The organism is Sphingomonas sp., from assembly GCF_017745215.1.
GTDB lineage: Bacteria > Pseudomonadota > Alphaproteobacteria > Sphingomonadales > Sphingomonadaceae > Sphingomonas.
Genome location: NZ_JAGHZV010000015.1, coordinates 75,593 through 97,385, shown reverse-complemented (window position 1 = coordinate 97,385; position 21,793 = coordinate 75,593). Strand labels below are relative to the sequence as shown.

The window sequence follows — 21,793 nt, the reverse complement described above, 5'->3', positions numbered from 1 at the left end:
ACGCCTCCGCAAATCCTCGCTGCTCCATCCCACACCTCCGATGCTCCCTCCCATCGAATCAGATCACACATCGATAGTCACCCTCTTTCGCAGAGACCTCGCTTTCGCCGGGATGACGGCCTTTGGGGTAGTGCGGAACGCAACAGGCGCAATTTTCCCCTCAAGTTCCGCAGAAAACGGCCGTTCCTAACCATGAACGTGCAGGGGGAGTGAGCACCAGTGTTTCCGATCATCGGCCTCGTCGTGCTGCTCGTGATGGTCTTCGGTGGGTTCACGATCACCGGCGGTGCGCTCGGCCCCGTGATGGAGGCGATCCCCCACGAGATGCTGATCATCGGCGGCGCCGCGCTGGGCGCGCTCATCATCGGCAATTCGATGAAGGAGCTGAAGGCGCTCGGCGGCGGCTTCGTGAAGGTGCTCAAGGGCCCGAAGTACAAGAAGCAGGACTATCTCGACACGATCTTCCTGGTCTCCAAGCTCATGAAGATGCTGCGAACCGAAGGGCCGATCGCGCTCGAACCGCACGTCGAGGACCCCGCCTCGAGCGCGATCTTCGCCGAATATCCGCGCCTGGTGGCGGACAAGACGCTGATCAACCTGATCGCCGACACGCTCCGCCTCGTCGTCGTCTCCTCGGGCACGCTCGACGTGCATGCGGTGGAGGAGGTGATGGACAACATGATCAAGACCCACCACCACGACGTCCAGGGGCCGCAGGGCACGCTCCAGTCGCTTTCCGACGCGCTGCCCGCGCTCGGCATCGTCGCGGCGGTGCTCGGCGTGGTGAAGACGATGGGCTCGATCGACAAGCCGCCGACGATCCTGGGTGGGATGATCGGCTCGGCGCTGGTCGGCACCTTCATGGGCGTGCTGCTCGCCTATGGCATCGTCGGCCCGCTCGCGACGCGGCTCCAGCAGGTGATCGACGCCGATTCGGCGATCTATCACGTGGTGAAGCAGATCATCATCGCTTCGCTCCATGGCCATCCGCAGCCTTTGGTGATCGAGGCGGCGCGCTCGGGAATCGCGCACCACAACCAGCCGAACTTCGGCGAGGTGTTCGACGGCCTCAGGGGGCGCTGATGGCTGACAGGCTTCGCCAGAGCGGCACCGGCCCGCTCCCCCACCCGGCCGCCCACGAGCGTATCCTGGATGGGTGGCCGGGTGGGGCGCATCTGGGCCGGCCATGCCCCCGGCATGGCCTGAACGGCGCGGGGCGCCGTTCACCCGATGCGGGCCGGTGCCGCCGCGCCGGAGGCGCAGAATAATGGCCGGACGCGCGCCGCACGGGCAGAACCTCCAGCCCAAGATCATCGTCAAGAAGATCTACGTCGAAGGTCACGGCGGCCATCACGGCGGCGCCTGGAAGGTTGCCTATGCCGATTTCGTGACCGCGATGATGGCCTTCTTCCTGCTGCTCTGGCTGCTCGGCGCCACCACCGAGAAGCAGCGCAAGGCGCTCGCCGACTATTTCGCCCCAACGCTGATCGACTTCAAGCAGAACAGCGCCGGCTCGAACGGCGTGCTCAAGGGCGATGCGCTGAGCGGCAAGGACAATTACCCCCAGAAGGCCACGCAGACCGGCACGCGATCGATGACCGTCCCGGTCGAGGCGACGGGCGGGCTGCAGGTCGGCACCGGCGACAAGGGCACGCTCAAGGACAAGCGCGCGATCGCGCTGGAGGATCAGCGCAACTTCGCCAAGATGCGCGACACGGTGACGGAGAAGATGCGCTCGAACACGCGGCTGGCGAAGCTCGCCAACCATGTCCGCTTCACCGCCACGCGCGACGGCATGCGGATCGACCTGCTCGACGACGCCGATTATTCGATGTTCGACGTCGGCACCACGCAGCTGGTCTCCGCCGCGGACAATCTGATCGGGCTGATCGCCGAGTCGATCAGGGACCTCGAGAACCCGATCATGATCCGCGGCCACACCGACAGCCTGCCCTATGGCGACCCGCTGGCGATGAACAACTGGATGCTCTCCAGCGGCCGCGCCGAGGCGACGCGCCGCCGACTCCAGGCCGGCGGCGTGCCCGAGCCGCGCTTCGCCCGCATCGAAGGCGTCGCCGATCGCGAGCCGATGATCGCCAAGGACCCCGCCGACCCGCGCAACCGCCGCGTGGCGATCACCTTGCTCTATCGCGCTGGGGCGTTCGGGCAGTGAGCTTGAATGCGCCTCGCGGCGCATGGCGGTACCGGCCCGCCCCCCTCCCGGCCACCCATAGAATACACTGACGTTGGGTGGCCGGGAGGGGGAGCGGGCCGGTACCGCCTAAAACGCGCCGTCGCGCGCGTTTTCAATACGGACACCTAGAGGAACAGCTTCCGGATCGTGAAGCGGATCACCCGGCCATTGGGATCGAGCTGGTCGGGCTGGTAGCCGAGCGGCGTCGCCCCGGTCGAATCGGTCACGCGGCGCTTGGCGTCGAAGATGTTGTCGACCCCAAGCGAGACGCGCACGCCGAGCAGCCAAGGGTGCTCGCGCAGCAGCTTGATCTGCTGGCCCATGTCCGCGAACAGCCGCACGCCCAGCGTGCCCAGGCTGCCGAACTCGAGCCGGTTGGTCGCGCCCGCGGTGCCGCCGTCGACGTGCGTGGCGCTTTCCCAATGGCCGGTGAAGCGCACGCCCATGCCGTTCTTGGTATAGCCTGCCTGCAGATCGAGCTCGTGGCGCGATTCGCCGCCCGAGCTGCCCTGCGCCGAGCCGTCGAGAAAATCGAGCTCGGGCAGCGCGTCGCTGATCAGCACGCGGTCGCTGAAGCGCCAGGTGTGGTAGAGACTGAGTTGTAGGCGGCCCGAGAGCGGGCTGTTCGCGCCGCCGAACCCGCCGCGGCCGCCGCCGAAGCCGCCACCGCCGCGGAAGCCGCCGCCCCCGCCCGGACCGCCAAACCCACCGCCGCCGGCGCGGACACCGCCCGCGCCGGGCTGGCCGCCCTGGCCCGCCTGCGCGGTCTGGCCGTCACCGGGAGGCGGGGTGCCGGGCGCGCCCTGGCCGGGCTGGGCCGGGACCTGCTGCCCCTGAGCTTGCCGGCCCTGACCTTGCTGCCCCTGGCCCGGACCGCGGCCGCCGGCGCCGCCCGGACCACCGAAGATCGGGCCGCCGAAGATGCTGTTGCCGAGGTTGGGCCGGCCCGCGCCGTAGCGCTTGATGATGTCGGCGAAGAAGGCCCGCGGATCGGGCGCGGGCTTGCCCGCCGCCTGCGCATCGTCGCGCGCCTTCTCGAAATCGCCGCGCGCCTTCTCGATCGCGCGCTCGAGCGACGACTTGATCGGCAGCGTCAGGTTGAAGCCCCAGTGCAGCTCGGACCGGCTGGCGCGTTCGAAGTTCAGCGGCCGCTGGTCGATGCTCAGCAGCCGCCCATCGGACGCGCGCACGAAGCGCGACGGGAAGGCGGTCTCGAGTTCGGCAGTCGCCCCCGGGAAGCTCGCGATCTCGTTGTGCGACGTGCTTTTGACGAAATCGGCGTTGAGCGTCAGGTCGGTCTTGTCGAGCGGCCGCGCATTGACCCCCAGCTTGAAGACATGGCGCTTCTCGGCGCCCAGCGCCGGGTTGCCGCCGGTGATCGTGGTGATGTCCGCGCTCTCGTTGCGGACGAAGTCGAACACGCGCACCGCCGGGGTGAACACCACCGGATCGCCCAGCTGCGAGGCGCTCGGCGCATTTTCCTCGTCGGTTACCGAGGCGATGAAGCGCACCTGCGAGATCGGCGCCCAGCGCGCGCCATAGCCGGTGGTGGTCAGCGTGCCGAAGTCCGAGAGATGCTCGACCTCGACATTGCCGTTGATCCCGAAATCGCCGATCGCGCTCAGGAAATTGTTGCGCGTGCTGGTGATCGGGATGTCGATGTTGGCGAGCCCGTCGACGCGGTCGCGGCCGACCGAGCCGCTGCGCGCGATGCCGCTGCGGAACGAGCTGCTGTCGAACTGGCTCGTCCCGCCGGTCGCGCGGAAGCTCACGTTGACGTCGCCGCCCGGCACCTTGGCGAGCGGACCGCTGATCAGCGCGTCGACCGATCCGACGCTCGACACCGAATGCGCGCGATCGGCGGCGGGGTTGTTGGTGGTGGTGAGCGTCTCCGACGTCACGCGGTCGTAGTTGCCGGTGACCGACCAGCGCCATTTGGCGAGGTCGCCGTTGAGCGTGACGCCGGCGTGCGCGGTGCGGTTGTTGCTGTTGCGGATGAGCGGATTGTCGCCGCCGGCGAGCGGCAGGCCGAGCCAGCTGTCGCGCTGGGTCTGCTCGAGCCGCGCGTTGACCGAGAGCGAGGTGTGCGCCGAGAGGTTCTGGGCATAGGTGCCCGTCATCGTCAGTGCCTGCGACGGGCCGACGAGCGTGCGGTACGGCCGCTGGTCTACCGTCGCGCCCGCGGTCGGCGCGATGTTGCGCTCGCTCTCGAGGATCGCCGAGTTCGACTGGTACTGGACGTCGACGTTCATCCTTTTGTCGCGGGCGATCTTGAGGATGTCACCGCTGCCGCGCTTGCCGCTGCTACCGCCCGCGGTGGGAAGGCTGCCGCCCAGCTCGGTGGTAAGCGCGCGGAAGCGCTGGCGCAGCACGATGTTCACCACGCGCTGGTCGGCGCGATAGCCGAACTTGAGCGCGGCTTCCTCGGGCAGGATGTCGACGCGCTCGATCGCTTCGGTGGGGATGTCGCGGATCTCGGCGAAGCTGGCGAGGCGGCGGCCGTTGAGCAGGATCACCGGCTGCCCGCCGCTGCCGCGGCCGCTATAGGTCTGCGGCGCGAGCTGGGTGATCAGGTCCGAGACCGAGCTGACGCCGTACGCACGGATATCGGCCTGGCTGTACTGCTGCTCGGGCTTGATGTCGCCGGGCACCGCGCCGCGCAGCTCGCCGTTGACGATGATCTCGTCCGAATCGCCGCCCTCGGCATCACCCGACTGGTCGGCGGGCGAGGGGGCGGGTGCAGGCGCCGGCGTCGGCTTCGGAACGGGCTGGGACGCCTGCTGGGCCTGGGCCGCCGACGCCATCGAGAGCGCGCCGATCATCAGCCCGGAAATTGCACAACCCCATTTCAGCATCGCTGCCCCGTCTCCAACCCGCGTTTCAACGGCCCGCGCGCGTCTATCGGGCAACGCGGACGCGCCGGGCTCTATCCGCCACTTGTCGCAAAATTATGCCGGAGGCGAGGAGATTCGGTGCAGTGCAGCACCGGCTCGGCGCTGCTTCTCCCGGGTTTCACTGGTGCGGTCGAGAGGCACCCTTGAGGGGTACATAGCTGCTCATGCCGACCCTAAGCGCCTGCGATCACAAAGAACTATGCGCATACCTGCGCATGTGCTAACACAACTTCTCTCATACAACGGGGGACTGAACGGGGGGCCATGAAGTACAACGTGCTGACCCAGCTCAAGGCCAAGAACGCCCCCGAAGGCAGCTATGGCGACGGCCAGGGACTGTGGCTCGTGAAGTCCGAGCGCGCCCGCGGGAAGTGGGTCCTGCGGGTCTTCGTGAGCGGCAGGCGCCGCGAGATGGGGCTCGGCCGCTGGCCCGACGTCTCGATCGCCGAAGCGCGGGAAAAGGCGGCCGAGGCGCGCAAACTTTCGCGCGGGCTCGAAGACCCGATCGAGGTGCGGCGCAAGGCCAAGCGCGGCGTCCGCCGGCTCACGGTCAAGGAAGCGATCGAAGGATGCTTCGAGGCCCGGAAGGCAGAGCTCAAGGGCGACGGCAAGGCCGGGCGCTGGATGTCGCCGTTGGAAACGCACGTCATCCCCAAGATCGGCACCCACGCTATCGAGGACCTCGATCAGCACGTCCTCAGGGACCTGCTCGCGCCCCTGTGGCACGAGAAGCCCGAAGCGGCGGCGAAGGCGCTCAACCGCGTTAATCTGGCCGTGAAGCACGCCGCGGCGCTCGGTCTGTCGGTGGACATGCAGGCCTGTATGAAGGCGCGGGCGCTTCTCGGGAAGCAGCGGCATACGACCGAGCACATCCCGTCGCTTCCGTACGCCGACGCCCCCGCCTTCTACAAATGGCTCCTCACGGTCGAGGGCGTATCGGCGCTCGCCCTGCGCTTCCTCATCCTGACCTGCGCGCGGACGAGCGAGGTCCGGCTGGCGACCTTCGACGAGATCGACGGCGCCATTTGGACGCTTCCGGCCGAACGCACGAAGACCGGCATCGAGAGGCGCGTGCCGCTCGTCGGCGAGGCGCTCGCGGTCGCGGAGGAGTGCCGGAAGAAGTCGAAGCACCACCTCTTCCCCGCCTACAAGGGCCAGCCCCTCTCAGACGCCGCCATGGCAACCCTGATGAAGCGCCAGGGATACGACGCGCGTCCCCACGGCTTCCGATCAACCTTCCGTACCTGGTGCGAAGAGCAGACCGACGCCGCTTTCGCGGTCAAGGAAGCCGTCCTGGGACATGTCGTGGATACCGGGGTCGTGGGCGCATATCAGCGGTCGGATCGGCTGGAGAAGCGGCGCAATCTTCTAGAAAATTGGCAAAATTTCCTGCTTGATGTCTGACGCCCGAGCGATTTCTTCTCGGGCTGGATCGGCTAGTACCATCCAGATCAACACCTAGGGCGATGGCGGTGCCATCGCCCAGTTTTACCTATCAGAACGGCATATGGGGTTTCGAAGGCGCCGGCCTTGGCCGCATGAGGTCCGCCATCCCCGCGAGGGCCACTCTCGGTCTCGATGCGATCGAGATATTCAGACCTCAGGTAGAGGGAAAATTCACATCGACGAGCTTTTATGCGAACTATACTCCGACGTTCGACAAAGTGGATTACTGAGGCCTGTCGGAAGGTTTAGCGCGTGGGCGACATTGCTATCTTAGATTGTCTGCTCGTATTTTTTAGCGCGTGCATTGCCTTTTTTATCAGCCGCGGAAATCATGCTCCTCGAACCCGAATGGCCGCGGTTTTGGCCATTTTGCTACCAATTGCGTTTCTAATATTGAACCAAGTGGTGTGGGCCTCCACGAAGGTCGGGATCATTGAATATATTACGTGCATGATTAATCCCACCGCTCCGGCCTGCCCGCCTGATCTTCCAAAGCCAACTTGGCAGAAGCCTTCCGAAACGGCGATCCTTTCCACGCCCGCACCAACCCAATCGCCGAGCCAGGCGGAGGGATTACAATATGACGTCGACATTTCACGCCTTAAGGACGAATGTGGTAGAGGTAAATTCGAAAGCTGCGACGATCTCGCGATAATGTATTATCGGGGGCGAAATATATCACGGGATTATTCACAGGCGGCAATTTACTTTAGGAAAGCGTGCGATGGCGGAATGAGGTACAGCTGCTTTAATTTAGGCAGTATGTACGAGGATGGCTTCGGCGTGGAGAGAGATTATAATATCGCCTTAAGATATTATGAGAGATTTTGCGAGCAAGGCTATCCGACAGGATGTCAGTACAGAAATCGCTTGAAAGATCGCATGAGACAACTATAGCTGAGCATCAAAAAAATGGATCGGAAGCACAATTCTTCTACGCTCATTTCAAAAATAAATGAAATAGTAAGCTGGCTCTGAATTTCATTTGCTTGGGTCGATACAACAGTTGACCGCGAGAGCGGCGCACTAGCCCGTTGGGCTTTAGCCGGAGAGTTGTCTCAGAATTTCCCGTGCATCTAGCTGGTAGTGCGTGAGCGCTAACGCCACGGCGCAAAAAAGAGATGCTCGCCAAGCCTGACTATCCCAGGGCCGGCGCTTCCGCGGCAAGTAATGCGCGAACTGAATGAACTGCCGCGCGATAGCGCAGGCGATCTGGTATCGGTTCATAGCGCCCAGATGGACGAAGCAGGAGCGCACATCGATGAAGCGGTACGCGGCTACTTCGATGCCTTCCGCAGTCGCTAGCGCGACGATCGCCCGACATAACCCGACGAAGCGGGGTCGATTGGCCGCCGACCCATCCTCGAAGGCCTCAAGTACGAGGGTCTGGGGCGTGAGCTGGCGCACGAGCTTCTGTACGCGATCCAAACAGCGCTCGTTTTTGTACTTCCCTTTCAGGCTTACCGAACCCCAATCATAGGGCGAAAAAGGGCTCGTGAATGCCGCCCAGCCGAAACCGCGGGAATTCGGATGAATAGCGAGCGTGATGGCCCGGTACGGCGCCGCGCTCATGCTTCAAGCGCGTTATGCAGGCGTTCCGCCAGCTCCCCCAGGAACTCGCGTTTGCGTTCCGCGACCGGCCCGGTTCGGAACTCAAGGCGTGCGCTCAGGTCGCCCGCGTTATGCGCGATGCGATTGGCCATCGCACCGGCGAGGCGCGGATACAGCTCAGCTAGCGACTTTCCGAGCGCCAGCTCGAGCCCGATAGCGACTTCCAGCGTTCCGGGCCTGCGGTGCGCGCGCTCGAACTTGTGCAGGGAGCCCGGAGAGATACCAATGAGCGCGGCGATCTCTGCTTGATCAAGCGCCCATGACTTGCGCTCGGCGCGCAGCTTGTTGTGTTTGTGCATAGGGATGGTCGTTAGGCGCGGCGACTGCCGCTTCCCCATCGTCGCGAAACCGCGCCCCGCTCGGCAGTGCGGTAGAATTGCCTCGCGGCTCCATTGGGGAATTAGCTGGGGAGATCGAAACGCGCTGGCACGACGCGAGCCGCCGCGAGCTTCTGAACTCTGGCCCATTGCGCGCGCGGAATGCCGTACACGCCGTTCGACTTGCTCGTCATGAGCCCGAAGGCCTGCCGTACGACGCCGCCTACCCACTTGTTGGTCATCGGCGACCTCCCCAGGGCTATGCTGGCATCATTAAAGCGCCGCGCGATGTCGGCGATTGAGACGTACGGCCCGGTCTCATGCGAAAATGCGTCCACGACTGCGGCGAGCACCAGCGCCTCGGGCAGTTGGCCGCGCGCTTCATCACGCGCGCCCGAAAGCCCAGCGAGCCACGCCGCGATACGCGCGCATTCTTCGTTGTCCTCGATCAGGGAAAGGAGCGGCAACGCCATCTGATTAGTTCGGGCGTCCACTCCGGAAATCGCGCGCGCTCCGTCGGGGCCCACCGCATGCCGGTAGCGCAGGCGATAGCCGAGAAGCCTGTTGCGCAGCGAACGCGCCTCTATTGCTAGTGTATCGGGCGTGTGAAGCGGGATGCCTGTGGGCAACGCGCGGCGGGCCGTGCTCTCTGTTATGAACCGGCTTTCGAGTGCGTCATCCTGGAAGCTCTCGCGCATGGCGAGCAGCTTCGGGCCGAAGACGCGAAACGCCTGCGGATTTAATTCGCGGTGCCGGTTCGTCATTGTCCGCAGCACCGGCAGGCCATCCACCGTGCCGTTGTTGAGTATCTTCACCAACTCGTTAGTGGTGTCCGACCAGCGTAGGTCGGCTTCGTCCAGCACCAGCGTGCCGCGGAAGCGATCGAGAATATGGAATATGGGCGAGACGGTCGACGCGCCGGATGCGAAGAACGGCGTATAGCAAATCGACCCGATCGTGAGCAGGCCCCGGGTCTTCCCGCTGCCCCATGCCCCCAGAAGCCTCAGGTACGGCACTTCCTTGAAGGCGTCGTATACCCAGGACAGGAGGACATAGTAGGGCGCGAGCGCGAGAAACTCGGCCGAGACATCGACGTAGCGGGCGATATAGCGCCGGATGTCCGCCACCAGCTCCCCAACGTCCCCAACCTCCCCAACGCCCGAAGGGAGAAGGACACAGCCCGAAGTAAGCAGGTTGTTCGATGCCGAGTACGGCACGAGCCGGCGCCCATCCGGAAGGTCGAACGCCGGCAGGACCGCAATGTGGCCCTCCGGATCGCACACGGCGAATGATGTCGCACCTTCGATCGGATCGTAGATAGTCTCGATAATGGTGGCGTCCGGACGCACCTCGGCGACGATCGGCACAGGATTTTCCGTACTCATCTCGATAGCATGCGGAACATGCGGACGTGCGGGCAGTGCGGCAGAATCAACGGACGACGGCAATTCCACCGCCCTGCGCAGGCCGCTGTGTTCGGTTCATCGTGCGGGAATGGAACGCCCTTCCCGCGCACAGGACATGAGGGACGTCGGGGACATGCAACAGCCTCCGCCATCCGATCCCACGCCTCGGCCGAACCTGACCGTCGAGGACGTGGAGTCATTTCAGGCGCTGTTTCTTGAGGTGTACGGGGACCGGCTGGAGCACGAGGAAGCCGCCGAACTTGCTACCAGTCTCGTGCGTTTCATGAGCCTGGTTTACCGCCCCATCACCTACGGACAGCTTGAACGGGCCCGCGCCTTACTGCACAAATGGGGTTTGTCGGATATACTCGATGCATGAACCCCCGCGATCTGCGGTACGGATATTACGGGCGCAAATCGTCGGAATCAGACGAGCGCCAAATTCAGTCGCTCGACGACCAGGAGCGCTGGTGCGAGAGGATGGCCGCAGGTGCTGGCCTCAACATCGCGAAGCGCTACAGCGAGGCGAAGTCCGCCAAGGCTCCCGGGGAGCGCGTTCAGTTCAACGCCCTGTTGCGCGATCTGCGATCCGGCGTTGTGAACGGCATCATTTGCTGGAAACTCGATCGCCTCGCGCGCAACCCCGATGAGGCGGGCGCGATCATCGGCATGCTTCAGCGCGGCGAGATCCGCCACATCAAGACCAGCGAACGGGACTATTGGAGCGAGGACAACGCCCTCATCACCTACATGGAGTTCGGCATCGCCAACCAGATGGTTCGCGACCTCTCCAAGAACGTTAAACGAGGGCTGGACAGCAAGGTCGAGAAGGGATGGATGCCCGGCCGCGCGCCGCAAGGCTACCTAAACAGCAAGCTGAATGAGCGGGGTGCCAATTACATCCTCGTTGATGAAGAGCGTTTCCCACTCATCGAGCGCGCCTGGCGCCTCATGCTCACGGGCGACTATCTTCCCCGGCACATTCTACAACTCCTCAACGAGGAGTGGGGGTACCGGACGCGGCTCACTCGCCACACGGGCGGCATGCCGCTCGCGCTTAGCGCGCTCTACCGCATCTTCACGAACCCCTTCTATGCGGGCGTGATCTCCTACGGCGGCCGCTATGAAGTCGGCCAACATCGACCAATGATCACCATGGCGGAATTCGATCGCGTGCAGGCGCTTTTGGGCCGCCCGGGCAAGCCACATCGCATTTATCACGAATATGCGTTCACGGGCATGATCCGTTGCGGCGAGTGCGGCAGACTCATCAGCGCGACGCGAAAGGAGAAGCGCCTTAAGAGCGGCGATACCAAGCTCTACGTGCTGTATTACTGCATCGGCGCAAGATCAGGCGATTGCTCTCAATATTATACCAACGTCGATTCAATCGAGACCCAAATCGGCAAGAAGCTGGCGCTCGTCGCCATGGAGCCGAAGATACGGGATTGGGCGCTCCAGTTTCTCGAACGCAATCAGCAAGGAGATCGAGCCGCCCACATGGCGATCAGATCATCACGTGAAAGCGCCTTGGCGCAGGCGGAGCGCCAGCTCGGCGTTCTTACCGATCTACGCCTGCGCGAGCAGATCGACGACACGGAGTTCCAATCGCGGCGACCCCAGCTTCGCGCAGAAATTGCCCGTTTGCGTGCACAATCCGCCGAGGCAATCACTGAGCATGACTGGGTGCCCCTCGTTGCGCGAACATTCGACTTTGCCTTCCATGCACTTGTGCGATTCGTGGACGGAGAACTGCCGGCAAAGCGGGAGACGCTCACGGAATTTAGTTGGAACCGCTCGTTGCGCGATGGGAAACTGAGCATTGAAGCCATTCCCCGCTACCTTGAACTACAAAAGCGGCTTCCCACACTAAGGCGCAAAATGCGGGCGGTGGAACTGGAAGAAAACGGCTCGGATAAGAGCTCAAATGAGCCTCCAGCGGCTCTCGTTCCCACTCTGTGCGCCCTAGTAGAGGCTGTTGGAACCGCAGCTCGTGAGGAAATCGCCAAGAAGCAGTCTGAAGGAATTTAAATGCGCCCTCGTCTCTCAGCCGTTTCTGAAAGCACGTACGTGTTCGGTCGGTGGCTTTGCCACTTATGCGATAGTGGACGCCCTAAGGCCGCGCGGTATCTAACGGTCAGGGCTTCCCCTTTTTCGGCGGGCCCTTTGCTGCCAATATAGATGCGATTTTCGCTTTCAGGTCGGCTTTTTTGGTCGCGTAGCGGTTCTCAAAGACGAATTCGATCATGTCGAAAGCGTCCAATACATCATCTCGAGTGAGCCCCCCGGGATGACTGCTCGAATTTCCCAGCCATTTGACCGCGAGAAGCGCATCACCGTTCTCAGAATCGATTTTCTGGAATTGCTGAATACGGTTGTGCGCCGTGAGGTAATTCCCGTTGGCAGCCTTCTCAGGGATGCCTTCGTGGGTAAGGAACAGTTCAACGACTTGTCGTAGCTGATTACCCGCTGCCTCATTGCTGGCCCACACCAGCGCCGAAGCTCCTTCCACGGCCTCTTTGATGTCCTGGGGAACAGCTTCTGGCACTTCAATCGGGATCGGCGCGGGGAAGATGGACTTGACCACGTAGAGGTCGGAGATCGTCTGATGGTGCTCATACTCGTCTTGATATTCGTAGATATTGACGGGTGTGTTTCCACTAATGGACGCGACGTCGCGACAATCCTTGTTGCTGCATTGAAGGAAGCCAGCAAAGCGTTGAATTACCCAATCGGGCTCCCAATTGACGTGATCATGAGCATCTTTTGATGGGCCAGATTCTTCAACGATCACCTTATCAGGCATGGGGATCAAGTTGCCCTTCTTGCAGAGGGGACATGGCCAGTGTGGCAGTTGGCCGAACTTCTCCCGCCAGTATTCTCGATTAACGGTCATGCTCTTCCCCTAATGAACGGGAGATATGGCGATCGTCAGGCTTTGGGAACTACCTGCGAAAAATCCGAGGGATCAATGAGGCTATGGCCACGGGCTTATGAACCTACAGCCTAGTGGCAAACTGGATGCCAATCGGCAATTCCGCAGCACTAGCCGCAATAATCTTCGCGTCGAGAATGAGGAGATGGCGCTTCGGGAGCACATCATCATAGGCACAGCCAACCATCACGGCGGCGCAGAAACTCTCGGGATCAAGCCCGCCGACCTGAGGATGCATCTGATTGCCTTCGGCCAAACCGGCGTAGGCAAATCTACGTTAATTCAACAACTTGCGGTACAAGACTATCGCGCGGCTCGCGGATTCGCCGTCCTCGATCCCCACGGGGACTTGGCGGAAAGCCTGCGCGTGGCGCTCGATGGCGAATGCACGACCTATTTCGACCCCGCCGATCCCGCGAACCCGTACGGATACAATCCGCTCCGCCGGGTGCGCCCGGACAAGATCCCGCTCGCGGCATCGGGGCTCATGGAAGCCTTCAAGAAGCTCTGGCCCGACGCCTGGGGCGTGCGCATGGAGCATGTGCTCCGCAATTCCCTGTATGCGCTCCTGGAGCGCGACGGCTCGACGCTTCCGGACATCCTGCGCATGTACGCCGACAAGGCGTTCCGCCGCGGCGTGGTGGCGGGGATCGGCAATCCGGTTGTCCGAGCCTTCTGGAAGAGCGAGTTCGCGAACTATCCGCCCCGGTATGCGGCCGAGGCCCTGGCCCCTGTCCAGAACCGTCTCGGCGCGCTTTTGTCCGACCCGGCGCTGTATCGCGTATTCGTAGCGCCGAAAGTCGATCTCCGCTTCCGATCCATCATGGACGAGGGCGGGGCGCTCCTCGTGAACCTGTCCACGGGCCGGCTGGGGAGCGACAGCAGTCAGGCGCTGGGGAGCCTGCTTGTATCCACGCTCGGCCTGGCAGGGCTGAGTCGGCTGGAATTGCCGCCCGAGCAGAGACGCCCCTTCCACCTGTATGTTGACGAGTTCCAGGCCTTCTCCACCCTCTCATTCGCGAACATGATGGCGGATCAGCGCAAGGCGGGGGTCGCGATTACGCTTGCGACACAGCATAGCTTTCAGCTTGACCCGGAGGTGCGCCACGCCGTGCTCGGCAACGCGGGTTCGCTCATCGCCTTCCGGACGGGCGTGGAGGACGCGGCGCTGTTGGCGCGGGAGTTCGCGCCGACGTTCGAGGCGCGCGACTTCATCAACCTCCCCAACCGCAACTTCTACGCCCGCATCATGATAGATGGCGCGCCGAGCAAGGTGTTCAGCGGGGAGTTGGTGCCGCTATAGCTTCGAGATGCCAACGATAACGTAGCAAGACCTTCTAAGACCATCAAATGCGCGTTGTTTTCGCCAATTCCTGCGCATGATGGCGATGGCCCTAGGCCGCTCTGGCGCGGTCGAGGTTCTCCAAACGATCAAACCGAAATGGATCGTTATGACAGCGATATGACAACGGATTGCTTGTCGTTTATCACGCTATCGCTAAAGTTCGCGCCGTTCGAAATGCCCTGGAGGGGCGTAGCGGGGCTACGGATGGGCGTCGGTATAAGTTATATGGGTACCAAGCGCGAGCTTGCTGGGACTGTGGCGGATGTGCTCGCAGACTGTCGCGCCGGGCCAATGCTCGATGTCTTCGCTGGTATGTGCTCCGTCGGTGAGGCAGTAGGCCCGACCAGGCAAGTTTGGACAAATGATGCACAGGTCTTCGCTTCGCAAGTCGGAGCGGCTCTTTTCACATCCCGCGTTTTGCCACTTCGTTCGCAATCGATAGCCGATATCTATCATACGAGATTCCATGAGGCGCTGGCGCGCGGTAGCGAAAAATGGCGTGCCCATCTGGAGATCGAAAGCGACGCCTTAGCGGCCAGCACTTTTGAGGAGTTCGCGGTTGCAAGAAGCGCGTTGAGGAGCGCCTTAAATCATAGCCCGATCGCCACGCCGGTCAGCTACCCTAGCTTGTTCACTCGTCAATATGCGGACACTTTTTTCGGCCTCCGACAGGCTCTCGAAATAGATGCTATAGTCGAAGCCGTGCGGGGGTATACGCCGACAGCTCTTATGGAAGATGCTGAGCGTTGGCTCATGATCGCGCTGGGCAGGACTATGCTTCGCGTGTCCACCACGACCGGCCATTTCGCCCAGTTCCTGTCGCCGAAATTAAACAATTTTCGGACGTTCCAGCGGCAACGGCGGCGAATGATTTGGCAGGAATGGCTTGAATCAAATGAAGAAATGCAACCGGTCGGTGATGATATTTGGCGGTCGCAAAATCGATCCTTCAATGAGGATGCCCTGACTTTACTACCTCGCCTCGTTAGCGAGAAGATGAAGCCGAGCGTTATCTACGCAGATCCGCCATATACTAACGATCAATATTCTAGATATTATCATGTTCTTGAAACATTATTTCTTTACGACTACCCTTCCACGAGTGGCGCGGGCGTCTACAGGGATGGGAGATTTGTCACGAAATTCTCGCTGAAGAGCCAATCTGTAGCCTCTTTGGAAGCGCTGGTCGGAAGCGCGGCGCGGCTAGGTGCCGACTTAGTACTGAGCTATCCCACTAACGGGCTGGCATATTCGAAGGGCTTCGAAATTGAAGACCTACTGAGAAGATCATATCGAGACGTAGAAATTTGCCACGCCATCAGCCATGATCACTCCACATTTGGCGCGTCCAAGGGCCAAGCGAAATCGGCCGTAGTTGAAAAAATATATCTGGGGCGTGTGTGATGTCTGAAAAGCAACCTCACGGCCAGCTTAGAGACCTATCTCCGGATAAAATCGACCGAAATCCGGAGAATCCACGGCTGTTCTTTCGGCCCGAAGAGATGGATACGCTTATAGCGTCGATCAGACGATATGGCATTCAAGTACCAATAACCGTCTATGAAGACGACGGAAAATACGTATTGATTGATGGTGAGCGGCGATGGCGATCTGCTCTCAAGTTAAACCTCAAGAAAATTCCAGCATTGGTTCAGCCAAAGCCCACGCGGCTGAACAATTTGCTCTTAATGTTCAACATTCACGCCCTTCGGGAGCAGTGGGATTATTTGACGATTGCGAACAAACTTCCCGATGTAATTGAACTGTTCATCGCGGAAAACGACGGGAAAGAGCCTAACGAGCAAGATCTGAGTGAAATGACGGGCTTGACCCGCGGGCAAATTCGGAGGTGTCGACTTCTATTTGATTTGCCTGATCATTACCGACGTCTTCTCGAAGAAGAGCTTGCGCTCCCGAAGCACCTTCAGCGCTTGTCGGAAGATTTTTTCATTGAAATGGAAAAAGCCCTCAAGACCGTTCAGAAGCGTGTTCCTGCTGCCGTTTCCGATATCAATGGTGCGCGAGACGCATTGATTGAGAAATTCAAGAGCGGCACAATAAACAATATTACCGATTTCCGTAAGCTATCCAAAATTGCCACTTCCATTAGCAATGTCGGTGTGCGGGAGGATAAGGCTAGAAAGGCCATCATCGACATCTTCGACCTAACAAAGCCCGTCAGTATTCACGACGTTTACGCGGAGCAGTTTGAAACGAGATACGATGAGAGGAAAATTAAGCTAAATGTTGATTCGATATATGAATATCTCGATGCTACAATCGAAAGCGATGACGAATCTTCGATCGGAGATGAACTGCGTGAACGCCTAAGCGACCTTAACCGGTTGATCGACCGGGTGCTGAGGGCCGTCGATGGCCTTTGATACGCTCAGCGACCGCTTGCGAGACGTTGCGAACCACTCTCTGGCGTTCTGCAAAGGGAGATATGGCAATAACGGCGTCAAAATCGAGCAGGGTATCGACGACACAATTATGTGGAGGCCGAGCTTTTATTTGAAGGTCGGGAAATTTAAGATCGTGGCTGTCGAGGTGGAGGATAATTTATATCCTGAGAGCCTCAAAGGGGCGGCCCACGAAATTAGCCATTTTGATTTTCCGATATCGGTCTACCAAGCTTGTACCTTGGAGGCATTTCTTGGTGATCCCAAGCACAAGAAGGTAGCTCAATTAAAGAATCATGGCTTTGGAATTATTACCGTCGACGACGAAGGCAAAGCCGTAATTCAGCATCCCTGCGTCCCGTTGGCGCAACATATCTCTCCCGACGCCTTCGACCGCGCGATTTCCGGGCTGAGTGGACCGCTCAAAGTGGCCTTTCGATCCGCCTACACGGTTTATCAGACCAACGAAACGCAGGGTCTGCAAGACGCTGGTCAGATTGTGGAGGCAGTTATTCGGGCAATTGGCACCAAAGCGGTTAAAGCAGGGGACTTGGGGGCGGCGCCTCCCAATCAGGCGCTCGCAAATAGGATCGATGATATGTATGGCGCCCAAGCGTTGGCCGGCCATCGAGCTGCGCTCGGTGGTGCACGCGAGTTCGTTGCGGAGTTTCGCAATACCGTCAGCCATCCGGCCAACACGGCAAAACTGGCGGCTGAAAAGATTCGAAAGTGCCGTAAGGGATTTTTGGACGCTATCGACCTAGCAGTTAAGCTGCGATCGCTTGCACAGGCAAAAGGATATAAAATTCAAGTCCACATCGGCTAAAACTGTGCGGCGACGTAAATCGTCGATCCGACGATTTTCGGCGAACGGCATTGTCGTTGTAATCACGCGAAATTTAGCCGGCCGAGGGACAAATGGCGTATCCGGCCATGGGAGGTGCAGCGCCCACCGCATGAATATGCGCCGCGTACTCACGAGCAGCCCTCGGCATAGCGGATCGTCCGATCGCCGGCATAGATGGCGACGACCCGTTGCGACGCATCCGTTTCGAACCGGACCCCGCGCGCGTCAGGATGCGTCCAGAAGGTGAGATTCTTCGCAGGGGCAGGCTCGTATTCGTTGGCCTCGACTTGCAGTCCCGGACCATAGGCGCGCCGCACCTCCGCCTCGGTCGATCCGATCCCGATGCCGCGCGGCGTCCTCGCGCGGCTCGGCGCGCGGACCTCGACCCGCGCCAGCCGGTCGCGAATGAACAAGAGTCGCACGCCCCGATCCTTGCCGGATCGGGCAACGAGGCAGTTGAAGTCGCCCCGGCCGTCCTCAAGCGTTCCCAGCATCTCCGTGATCTGTTGTACCGGCATACCGAGCCGTGCGGAGCCGTACCCGTCGGGGGTAAGGTACACGGGCGACGGACTAGTTCCGAATAGGCTTGCCGCCAGTGCGGCCCCGAGCATGCGTTTCATCGGCCTCTCCAAGGTATCTCAGCATCGGTCGGCTCATCCGACTCAGACTGCCGGCGTCAAAGATCGCAGGTGGTCGGACCCGTGAACCACGCGCCCGCCGGCATGATGACGCGGATCGGCGTGCCGCGGGGACCGGGATGAAAAATCTGATCCTGGGCCCCGCTCCGGAGCTTAACTTCATTCGCCGCGAAGCACCCGGTCGCGCTCATCGGCATGAAGCCGGCGGCTGTGAGGATGAATCGGTTGCCGCCGAGGCTCTTCCATGTGAGCGGCCTCGCCGCCCGCCCGTCGTCCACGACGGCAGTTCCATCGTCGAGAAACGTCAGCTCGGTATTTCCGTCCGACCATACGCCTACCGGCGTTCGCCGAAGGGAATATTCCCTGATGGCGAAAAGGGCTAGCAGGAGGACGATGCCACCGACCACAACGAGGACCCGCGGCTTGACCGCGCTGAGGCGCCTCACTCCACGTACTCGCGAGGAGTCATGCCGCGCCACATGCCCGGAAGGGACGGGTTGGGGCAGAAGCGGTAGGCGAAGCGGCCCCAGCGGGAGCGCCAGGTAAAGCGCGTCGGGCCGCGCAAGACGATTGAGACGGTCTCCCGGGTCCCGTCCTCCGGATTGCGATAGCTTCCGGTCCAGCCGCCGCCCTTGGCCGGGCGCGGTGCCACGTTCGGCAGTCGCCCAGCGGAGAAGTATCGCCCGTCATACCACATCAGGGTGGCGTTCGACGCCTGCCCGCACGGCGTAGCTTCGTGGACATAGGCCCCGACCCGGAGACCTATGCTGAGGTATATCTTCTGGCTCGCGACGGACGGCGACGTGAAGATCATGGCCACCAGGGCAACTACGATACCGCCTAAGGCCGGCGCTTTAGATGCGTCCCCTAAATGCATCACTCCCCCCTGACCAATGCGAAGCTCGCTCTACTACGGAATAGGGAGATTTGCCATAGGGCGTTTTGCACTATCTCAAAACGCCCTGCCAGTGGCCGCAAGTATGCCCGCGGCCCGGAAGTCGGCGTTCGAAGCGCCCTATATCGAGATCATCGATCGTCTCATCGCGCGCCGCAGAGAGCTGGGTATGAGCCAGGCGGATTTAGCGGTTGCGTACGGCGAGGATCAGCCCTTCATCAGTCGGATCGAACGTCGCCAGCGCCGCCTCGATGTGTGGGAATTCGTGCGCTTTTGCCGAGCGCTAGATGTTGAACCGGGCAACATTCTGCGCGGTCTCGATTAGAAGAGGTCTGGATGACCGCGCAAAAGTCGGCGTGGTCTATTTGTCAGCCCGGCCGCTGCGTATGGATCAATTGTAAGGCCTGTTCCGTCGAAGGCATCCAGTTTGCCCAGAGGTGCTTTGGACAGGACCGATCCGAAAACGCCTTCGATGTCCGGCGCTAAGACCCGCGATATACTGAGCCGTTGTCGCCGCCCTCGGGTTTGGCTCGACCCCGAAAGTTTAGATCCGGTCGCTAATGCAGTTCTTAGTATGTGACAGATCGACAAAGGCTCTGCCATCCGTAGGGCCGGGTCGGCTGAGGTTTATATATTTAAGAGAGTTAAGCCCAGCAGTTCAGCTCTCACTCAACAGATTTGAGAAATAATGCGCGATAGCTTACAATGCCTGACTCGAATACGGGGAATTTCACAAAAACGAGGCATATTATGCTGGTGCGAGCGACATTAGCTGCTGGGATCGTGCTTGCATTAGCAGGCGCTCCCCTTCCGACAGAGGCCCAATCGTTAAAATTCGAATTCACGGGCTCTTACGAAACCAGATATGGTAATCCATTCGACCCCGGCAGCTACGAGACTCATTCAACGCCTGTATCGGGATGGTTTACCTACGAGCAGAGCGCCCATCCGACGTATTCCGATTACGCTTCGTCAACATACAATGGCGCAATAACGAGCTTCTCATTTACCTCGACCGAGTTTGAGCCATTTTATGGGACGGATACCGTGTCCTCCTATGGGTTTCCGGAGTTTATATCCTCTATAGCAATCCAGGGCGGCCCGTATCCCGGCATGGCTACTTTCAACATCAGGCCGGATTCATACAAACTTCTTCAGGTATTGACCATATTCCCGAGCAGTTATTTCTCGACTACCAGCCTGCCCGGTCCAGGAGTTTCCTACTCCGACACCTCAACCGAGTATCGGCCCGGGACGTTCTATGGCCTCGCATGCACCCAGTTCGCCCCGTGCGGGCCTGCGGGAGAGGGAGTTGTAAACGGATTCACTATCAGCTCGGGTATGGCCCCTCCAACCGATAAAGAATTGGCTCAGCTTAGCTTTTCGGCGTACGGGAATGTTAACGAGACTCGCTTTTCCGAAGTTATGAGCACCCCTGCGGGCGAAGGCCTCACTGCAATAGCATACAAAAACGGCGATCAGATTGTGGTTGCGTTCGGCGGAACTGAACCAAAAACCCTTTCTGGTCTTAAAGATTTCCTTGCGGATCAGTCATTTTATATTGGAATTCCATCGTTTGCGATGGAGATTTATGCTTCGAAGGCGGCGGAATTTCTCGCGGCCGTCGAAAAGCAATATGGAACCTCCAACATAACGCTCACTGGTCATTCGCTAGGAGGAGCGATCGCCGAACTACTCGGGAACGCTTCCAAATTTAGGGCGGTAGCCTTTGATGCACCTGGGCCGGCGAAGTTAGTATCCGCGCTGCAGGATGAGATCAGTGTTGTTGATGGGCTGTCCGGGCGTCCCGCTACGGAGATAATCAACTATCGGCTCTGGGGAGACGCGGTTTCATTGGTCGGTGATCAACTCGGCGATACCAAAACCGTACACCCGTTAGATGGCAATCTGCCCGATCAGGTGTCGGCGCTTGAAGCGCTTCACGATCATGGCATGAAGATTTTGGCGGACGCCATGAAAATGAACACCGCTATCGAGAATGATATAAAAGGGCCGAAGCTGGAACATATAAAAATTTTAGGCGGGGCACTCGTAATTGGAGGCAATATATTATTACATTTTGCCGACTACGCGGACGAGCTTGCCGAATTGCTATTTGATCCACCGCCGGCTGGCGGGTACCTTTTCGCAGTAGATGAAGGGTCTCCTTTCCTTCACTCTTTGCAGTTGCCGAATTTCAACGGGATTTCGAGTTTTGTCGTTTCGGCATATGGTCCCAACGGGTGGGGCGCCGAAACGAGCTTGACGTCGCTTTCCTGGTTTTATTTTGATGAAGGCGCCACGGGCTTTTCGGTGTACGGCTTGGACTCGCTAGGTCGGCGCGCTAATTTCTCGGAAGCCATCTTGTTTGACCTCCGATTCCGAACCTCCGGAAACTTCGCCGCGTCGGTCGAAGCTCTAGCGCCCGTCCCTTCCGTTCCCGAGCCTCAGACTTGGGCGCTCATGCTCGCCGGACTGTTCCTTGCGGGAATGCAGCTCCGCATGCGCTCCCGCGCAGTTTCTGGGGTCATACGACAACCGCGGCGACAAAGAGCAACGCTATGAAAATGTAGGCGACTACGGGCCCTGTAAGGAGCACGATGTAAGCCAATCGTAGCCGCCCTATCGCATACGCAATGATCGATGCCACCACGCTAATTGACGCGATCCAGGGATAGCGCATTAGCATGGTAATAAATGTATCAGTGATGGATTGTTCAAGCGCGGAGTTAAATCCGCTGCTATAAAACACCATGCCTATCGGTAAAATCAAACCAAGCGGAAGGGCTGATGAAATAATTACACAAAAATTAATGATTATGAACATTGATCGTTCGGAGTGCATAAACTTAATTTAGATAAT

General features: G+C 60.2%; 20 protein-coding genes. 12 read left to right on the top strand and 8 right to left on the bottom strand.

Features of this window, described 5'->3' with window-relative positions; genetic code table 11:
- Positions 1-219: 219 nt before the first annotated feature.
- Together motA and J7495_RS15295 are read left to right on the top strand one after the other, a co-directional pair.
- Complete coding sequence (gene motA / locus J7495_RS15300) at positions 220-1,083, top strand: flagellar motor stator protein MotA (protein WP_294057564.1); 864 nt, start codon at positions 220-222, stop codon at positions 1,081-1,083.
- 184 nt (positions 1,084-1,267) lie between these two features.
- The gene (locus J7495_RS15295) at positions 1,268-2,173 is read left to right on the top strand and encodes a flagellar motor protein MotB (RefSeq protein ID WP_294057563.1); all 906 of its coding nucleotides are present in this window, start codon (positions 1,268-1,270) and stop codon (positions 2,171-2,173) included.
- 146 nt (positions 2,174-2,319) lie between these two features.
- Here the strand turns inward: J7495_RS15295 and J7495_RS15290 are convergent, their stop codons facing one another.
- A complete protein-coding gene (locus tag J7495_RS15290; protein WP_294057562.1) occupies positions 2,320-5,016 on the bottom strand; it encodes a TonB-dependent receptor in 2,697 nt (898 codons plus the stop codon).
- Between the two features lie 336 nt (positions 5,017-5,352).
- Between J7495_RS15290 and J7495_RS15285 the strand changes: the two genes are divergently transcribed.
- Together J7495_RS15285 and J7495_RS20230 are read left to right on the top strand one after the other, a co-directional pair.
- Positions 5,353-6,492 (top strand): site-specific integrase, encoded by a 1,140-nt coding sequence (locus J7495_RS15285; protein ID WP_294057561.1) that lies wholly within the window; start codon positions 5,353-5,355, stop codon positions 6,490-6,492.
- A 390-nt stretch (positions 6,493-6,882) separates the two neighbouring features.
- Positions 6,883-7,431, top strand: coding sequence for a tetratricopeptide repeat protein (locus J7495_RS20230; RefSeq protein ID WP_366811251.1), 549 nt, complete (start codon positions 6,883-6,885; stop codon positions 7,429-7,431).
- Between the two features lie 144 nt (positions 7,432-7,575).
- On the opposite strand, the gene J7495_RS15280 is transcribed toward J7495_RS20230, so the two are convergent.
- The 3 genes from J7495_RS15280 to J7495_RS15270 form a co-directional block, all read right to left on the bottom strand.
- Positions 7,576-8,106, bottom strand: coding sequence for a hypothetical protein (locus J7495_RS15280; RefSeq protein WP_294057560.1), 531 nt, complete (start codon positions 8,104-8,106; stop codon positions 7,576-7,578).
- Positions 8,103-8,444 carry a helix-turn-helix transcriptional regulator gene (locus J7495_RS15275; protein WP_294057559.1) on the bottom strand — a complete coding sequence of 114 codons (342 nt, stop codon included), beginning with the start codon at positions 8,442-8,444 and terminating at the stop codon, positions 8,103-8,105. The genes J7495_RS15280 and J7495_RS15275 overlap by 4 nt, the downstream gene beginning before the upstream one ends.
- Positions 8,445-8,545: 101 nt before the next feature.
- Positions 8,546-9,829, bottom strand: coding sequence for a hypothetical protein (locus J7495_RS15270; protein WP_294057558.1), 1,284 nt, complete (start codon positions 9,827-9,829; stop codon positions 8,546-8,548).
- A 172-nt stretch (positions 9,830-10,001) separates the two neighbouring features.
- Here J7495_RS15270 and J7495_RS15265 point away from each other — a divergent pair, with 172 nt between their 5' ends.
- Positions 10,002-10,247, top strand: coding sequence for a hypothetical protein (locus J7495_RS15265; protein ID WP_294057557.1), 246 nt, complete (start codon positions 10,002-10,004; stop codon positions 10,245-10,247).
- Positions 10,244-11,899, top strand: coding sequence for a recombinase family protein (locus tag J7495_RS15260; RefSeq protein ID WP_294057556.1), 1,656 nt, complete (start codon positions 10,244-10,246; stop codon positions 11,897-11,899). Before J7495_RS15265 ends, J7495_RS15260 begins: the two co-directional genes overlap by 4 nt.
- 106 nt (positions 11,900-12,005) lie before the next feature.
- Here J7495_RS15260 and J7495_RS15255 read toward each other — a convergent pair whose 3' ends face one another.
- Positions 12,006-12,764, bottom strand: a complete 759-nt coding sequence (locus J7495_RS15255; protein WP_294057555.1) for a DUF4145 domain-containing protein — start codon at positions 12,762-12,764, stop codon at positions 12,006-12,008.
- A gap of 184 nt (positions 12,765-12,948) precedes the next feature.
- Here J7495_RS15255 and J7495_RS15250 point away from each other — a divergent pair, with 184 nt between their 5' ends.
- From J7495_RS15250 to J7495_RS15235, 4 genes are all read left to right on the top strand, one after another.
- On the top strand, positions 12,949-14,106 hold the full coding sequence (locus tag J7495_RS15250; RefSeq protein ID WP_294057554.1) for a type IV secretion system DNA-binding domain-containing protein: 1,158 nt from the start codon (positions 12,949-12,951) through the stop codon (positions 14,104-14,106).
- 333 nt (positions 14,107-14,439) lie between these two features.
- Entirely contained in the window at positions 14,440-15,552 is a 1,113-nt protein-coding gene (locus J7495_RS15245; RefSeq protein ID WP_294057553.1) for a DNA adenine methylase, read from the top strand.
- Entirely contained in the window at positions 15,552-16,532 is a 981-nt protein-coding gene (locus J7495_RS15240) for a ParB/RepB/Spo0J family partition protein (protein WP_294057552.1), read from the top strand. The genes J7495_RS15245 and J7495_RS15240 overlap by 1 nt, the downstream gene beginning before the upstream one ends.
- Positions 16,522-17,376 carry a hypothetical protein gene (locus tag J7495_RS15235; RefSeq protein ID WP_294057551.1) on the top strand — a complete coding sequence of 285 codons (855 nt, stop codon included), beginning with the start codon at positions 16,522-16,524 and terminating at the stop codon, positions 17,374-17,376. Before J7495_RS15240 ends, J7495_RS15235 begins: the two co-directional genes overlap by 11 nt.
- A 149-nt stretch (positions 17,377-17,525) precedes the next feature.
- Here J7495_RS15235 and J7495_RS15230 read toward each other — a convergent pair whose 3' ends face one another.
- From J7495_RS15230 to J7495_RS15220, 3 genes are read right to left on the bottom strand one after another with little or no spacing between them, the layout of a single operon-like run.
- Positions 17,526-18,017 (bottom strand): hypothetical protein, encoded by a 492-nt coding sequence (locus J7495_RS15230; protein ID WP_294057550.1) that lies wholly within the window; start codon positions 18,015-18,017, stop codon positions 17,526-17,528.
- Between the two features lie 56 nt (positions 18,018-18,073).
- Positions 18,074-18,481, bottom strand: a complete 408-nt coding sequence (locus J7495_RS15225) for a hypothetical protein (RefSeq protein WP_294057549.1) — start codon at positions 18,479-18,481, stop codon at positions 18,074-18,076.
- A complete protein-coding gene (locus J7495_RS15220) occupies positions 18,478-18,855 on the bottom strand; it encodes a hypothetical protein (protein ID WP_294057548.1) in 378 nt (125 codons plus the stop codon). Before J7495_RS15220 ends, J7495_RS15225 begins: the two co-directional genes overlap by 4 nt.
- Positions 18,856-18,928: 73 nt before the next feature.
- Between J7495_RS15220 and J7495_RS15215 the strand changes: the two genes are divergently transcribed.
- Positions 18,929-19,255 (top strand): helix-turn-helix transcriptional regulator, encoded by a 327-nt coding sequence (locus J7495_RS15215; RefSeq protein WP_294057547.1) that lies wholly within the window; start codon positions 18,929-18,931, stop codon positions 19,253-19,255.
- A 425-nt stretch (positions 19,256-19,680) separates the two neighbouring features.
- Positions 19,681-21,495, top strand: a complete 1,815-nt coding sequence (locus J7495_RS15210; RefSeq protein ID WP_294057545.1) for a PEP-CTERM sorting domain-containing protein — start codon at positions 19,681-19,683, stop codon at positions 21,493-21,495.
- The last annotated feature ends 298 nt before the right edge of the window (positions 21,496-21,793 follow it).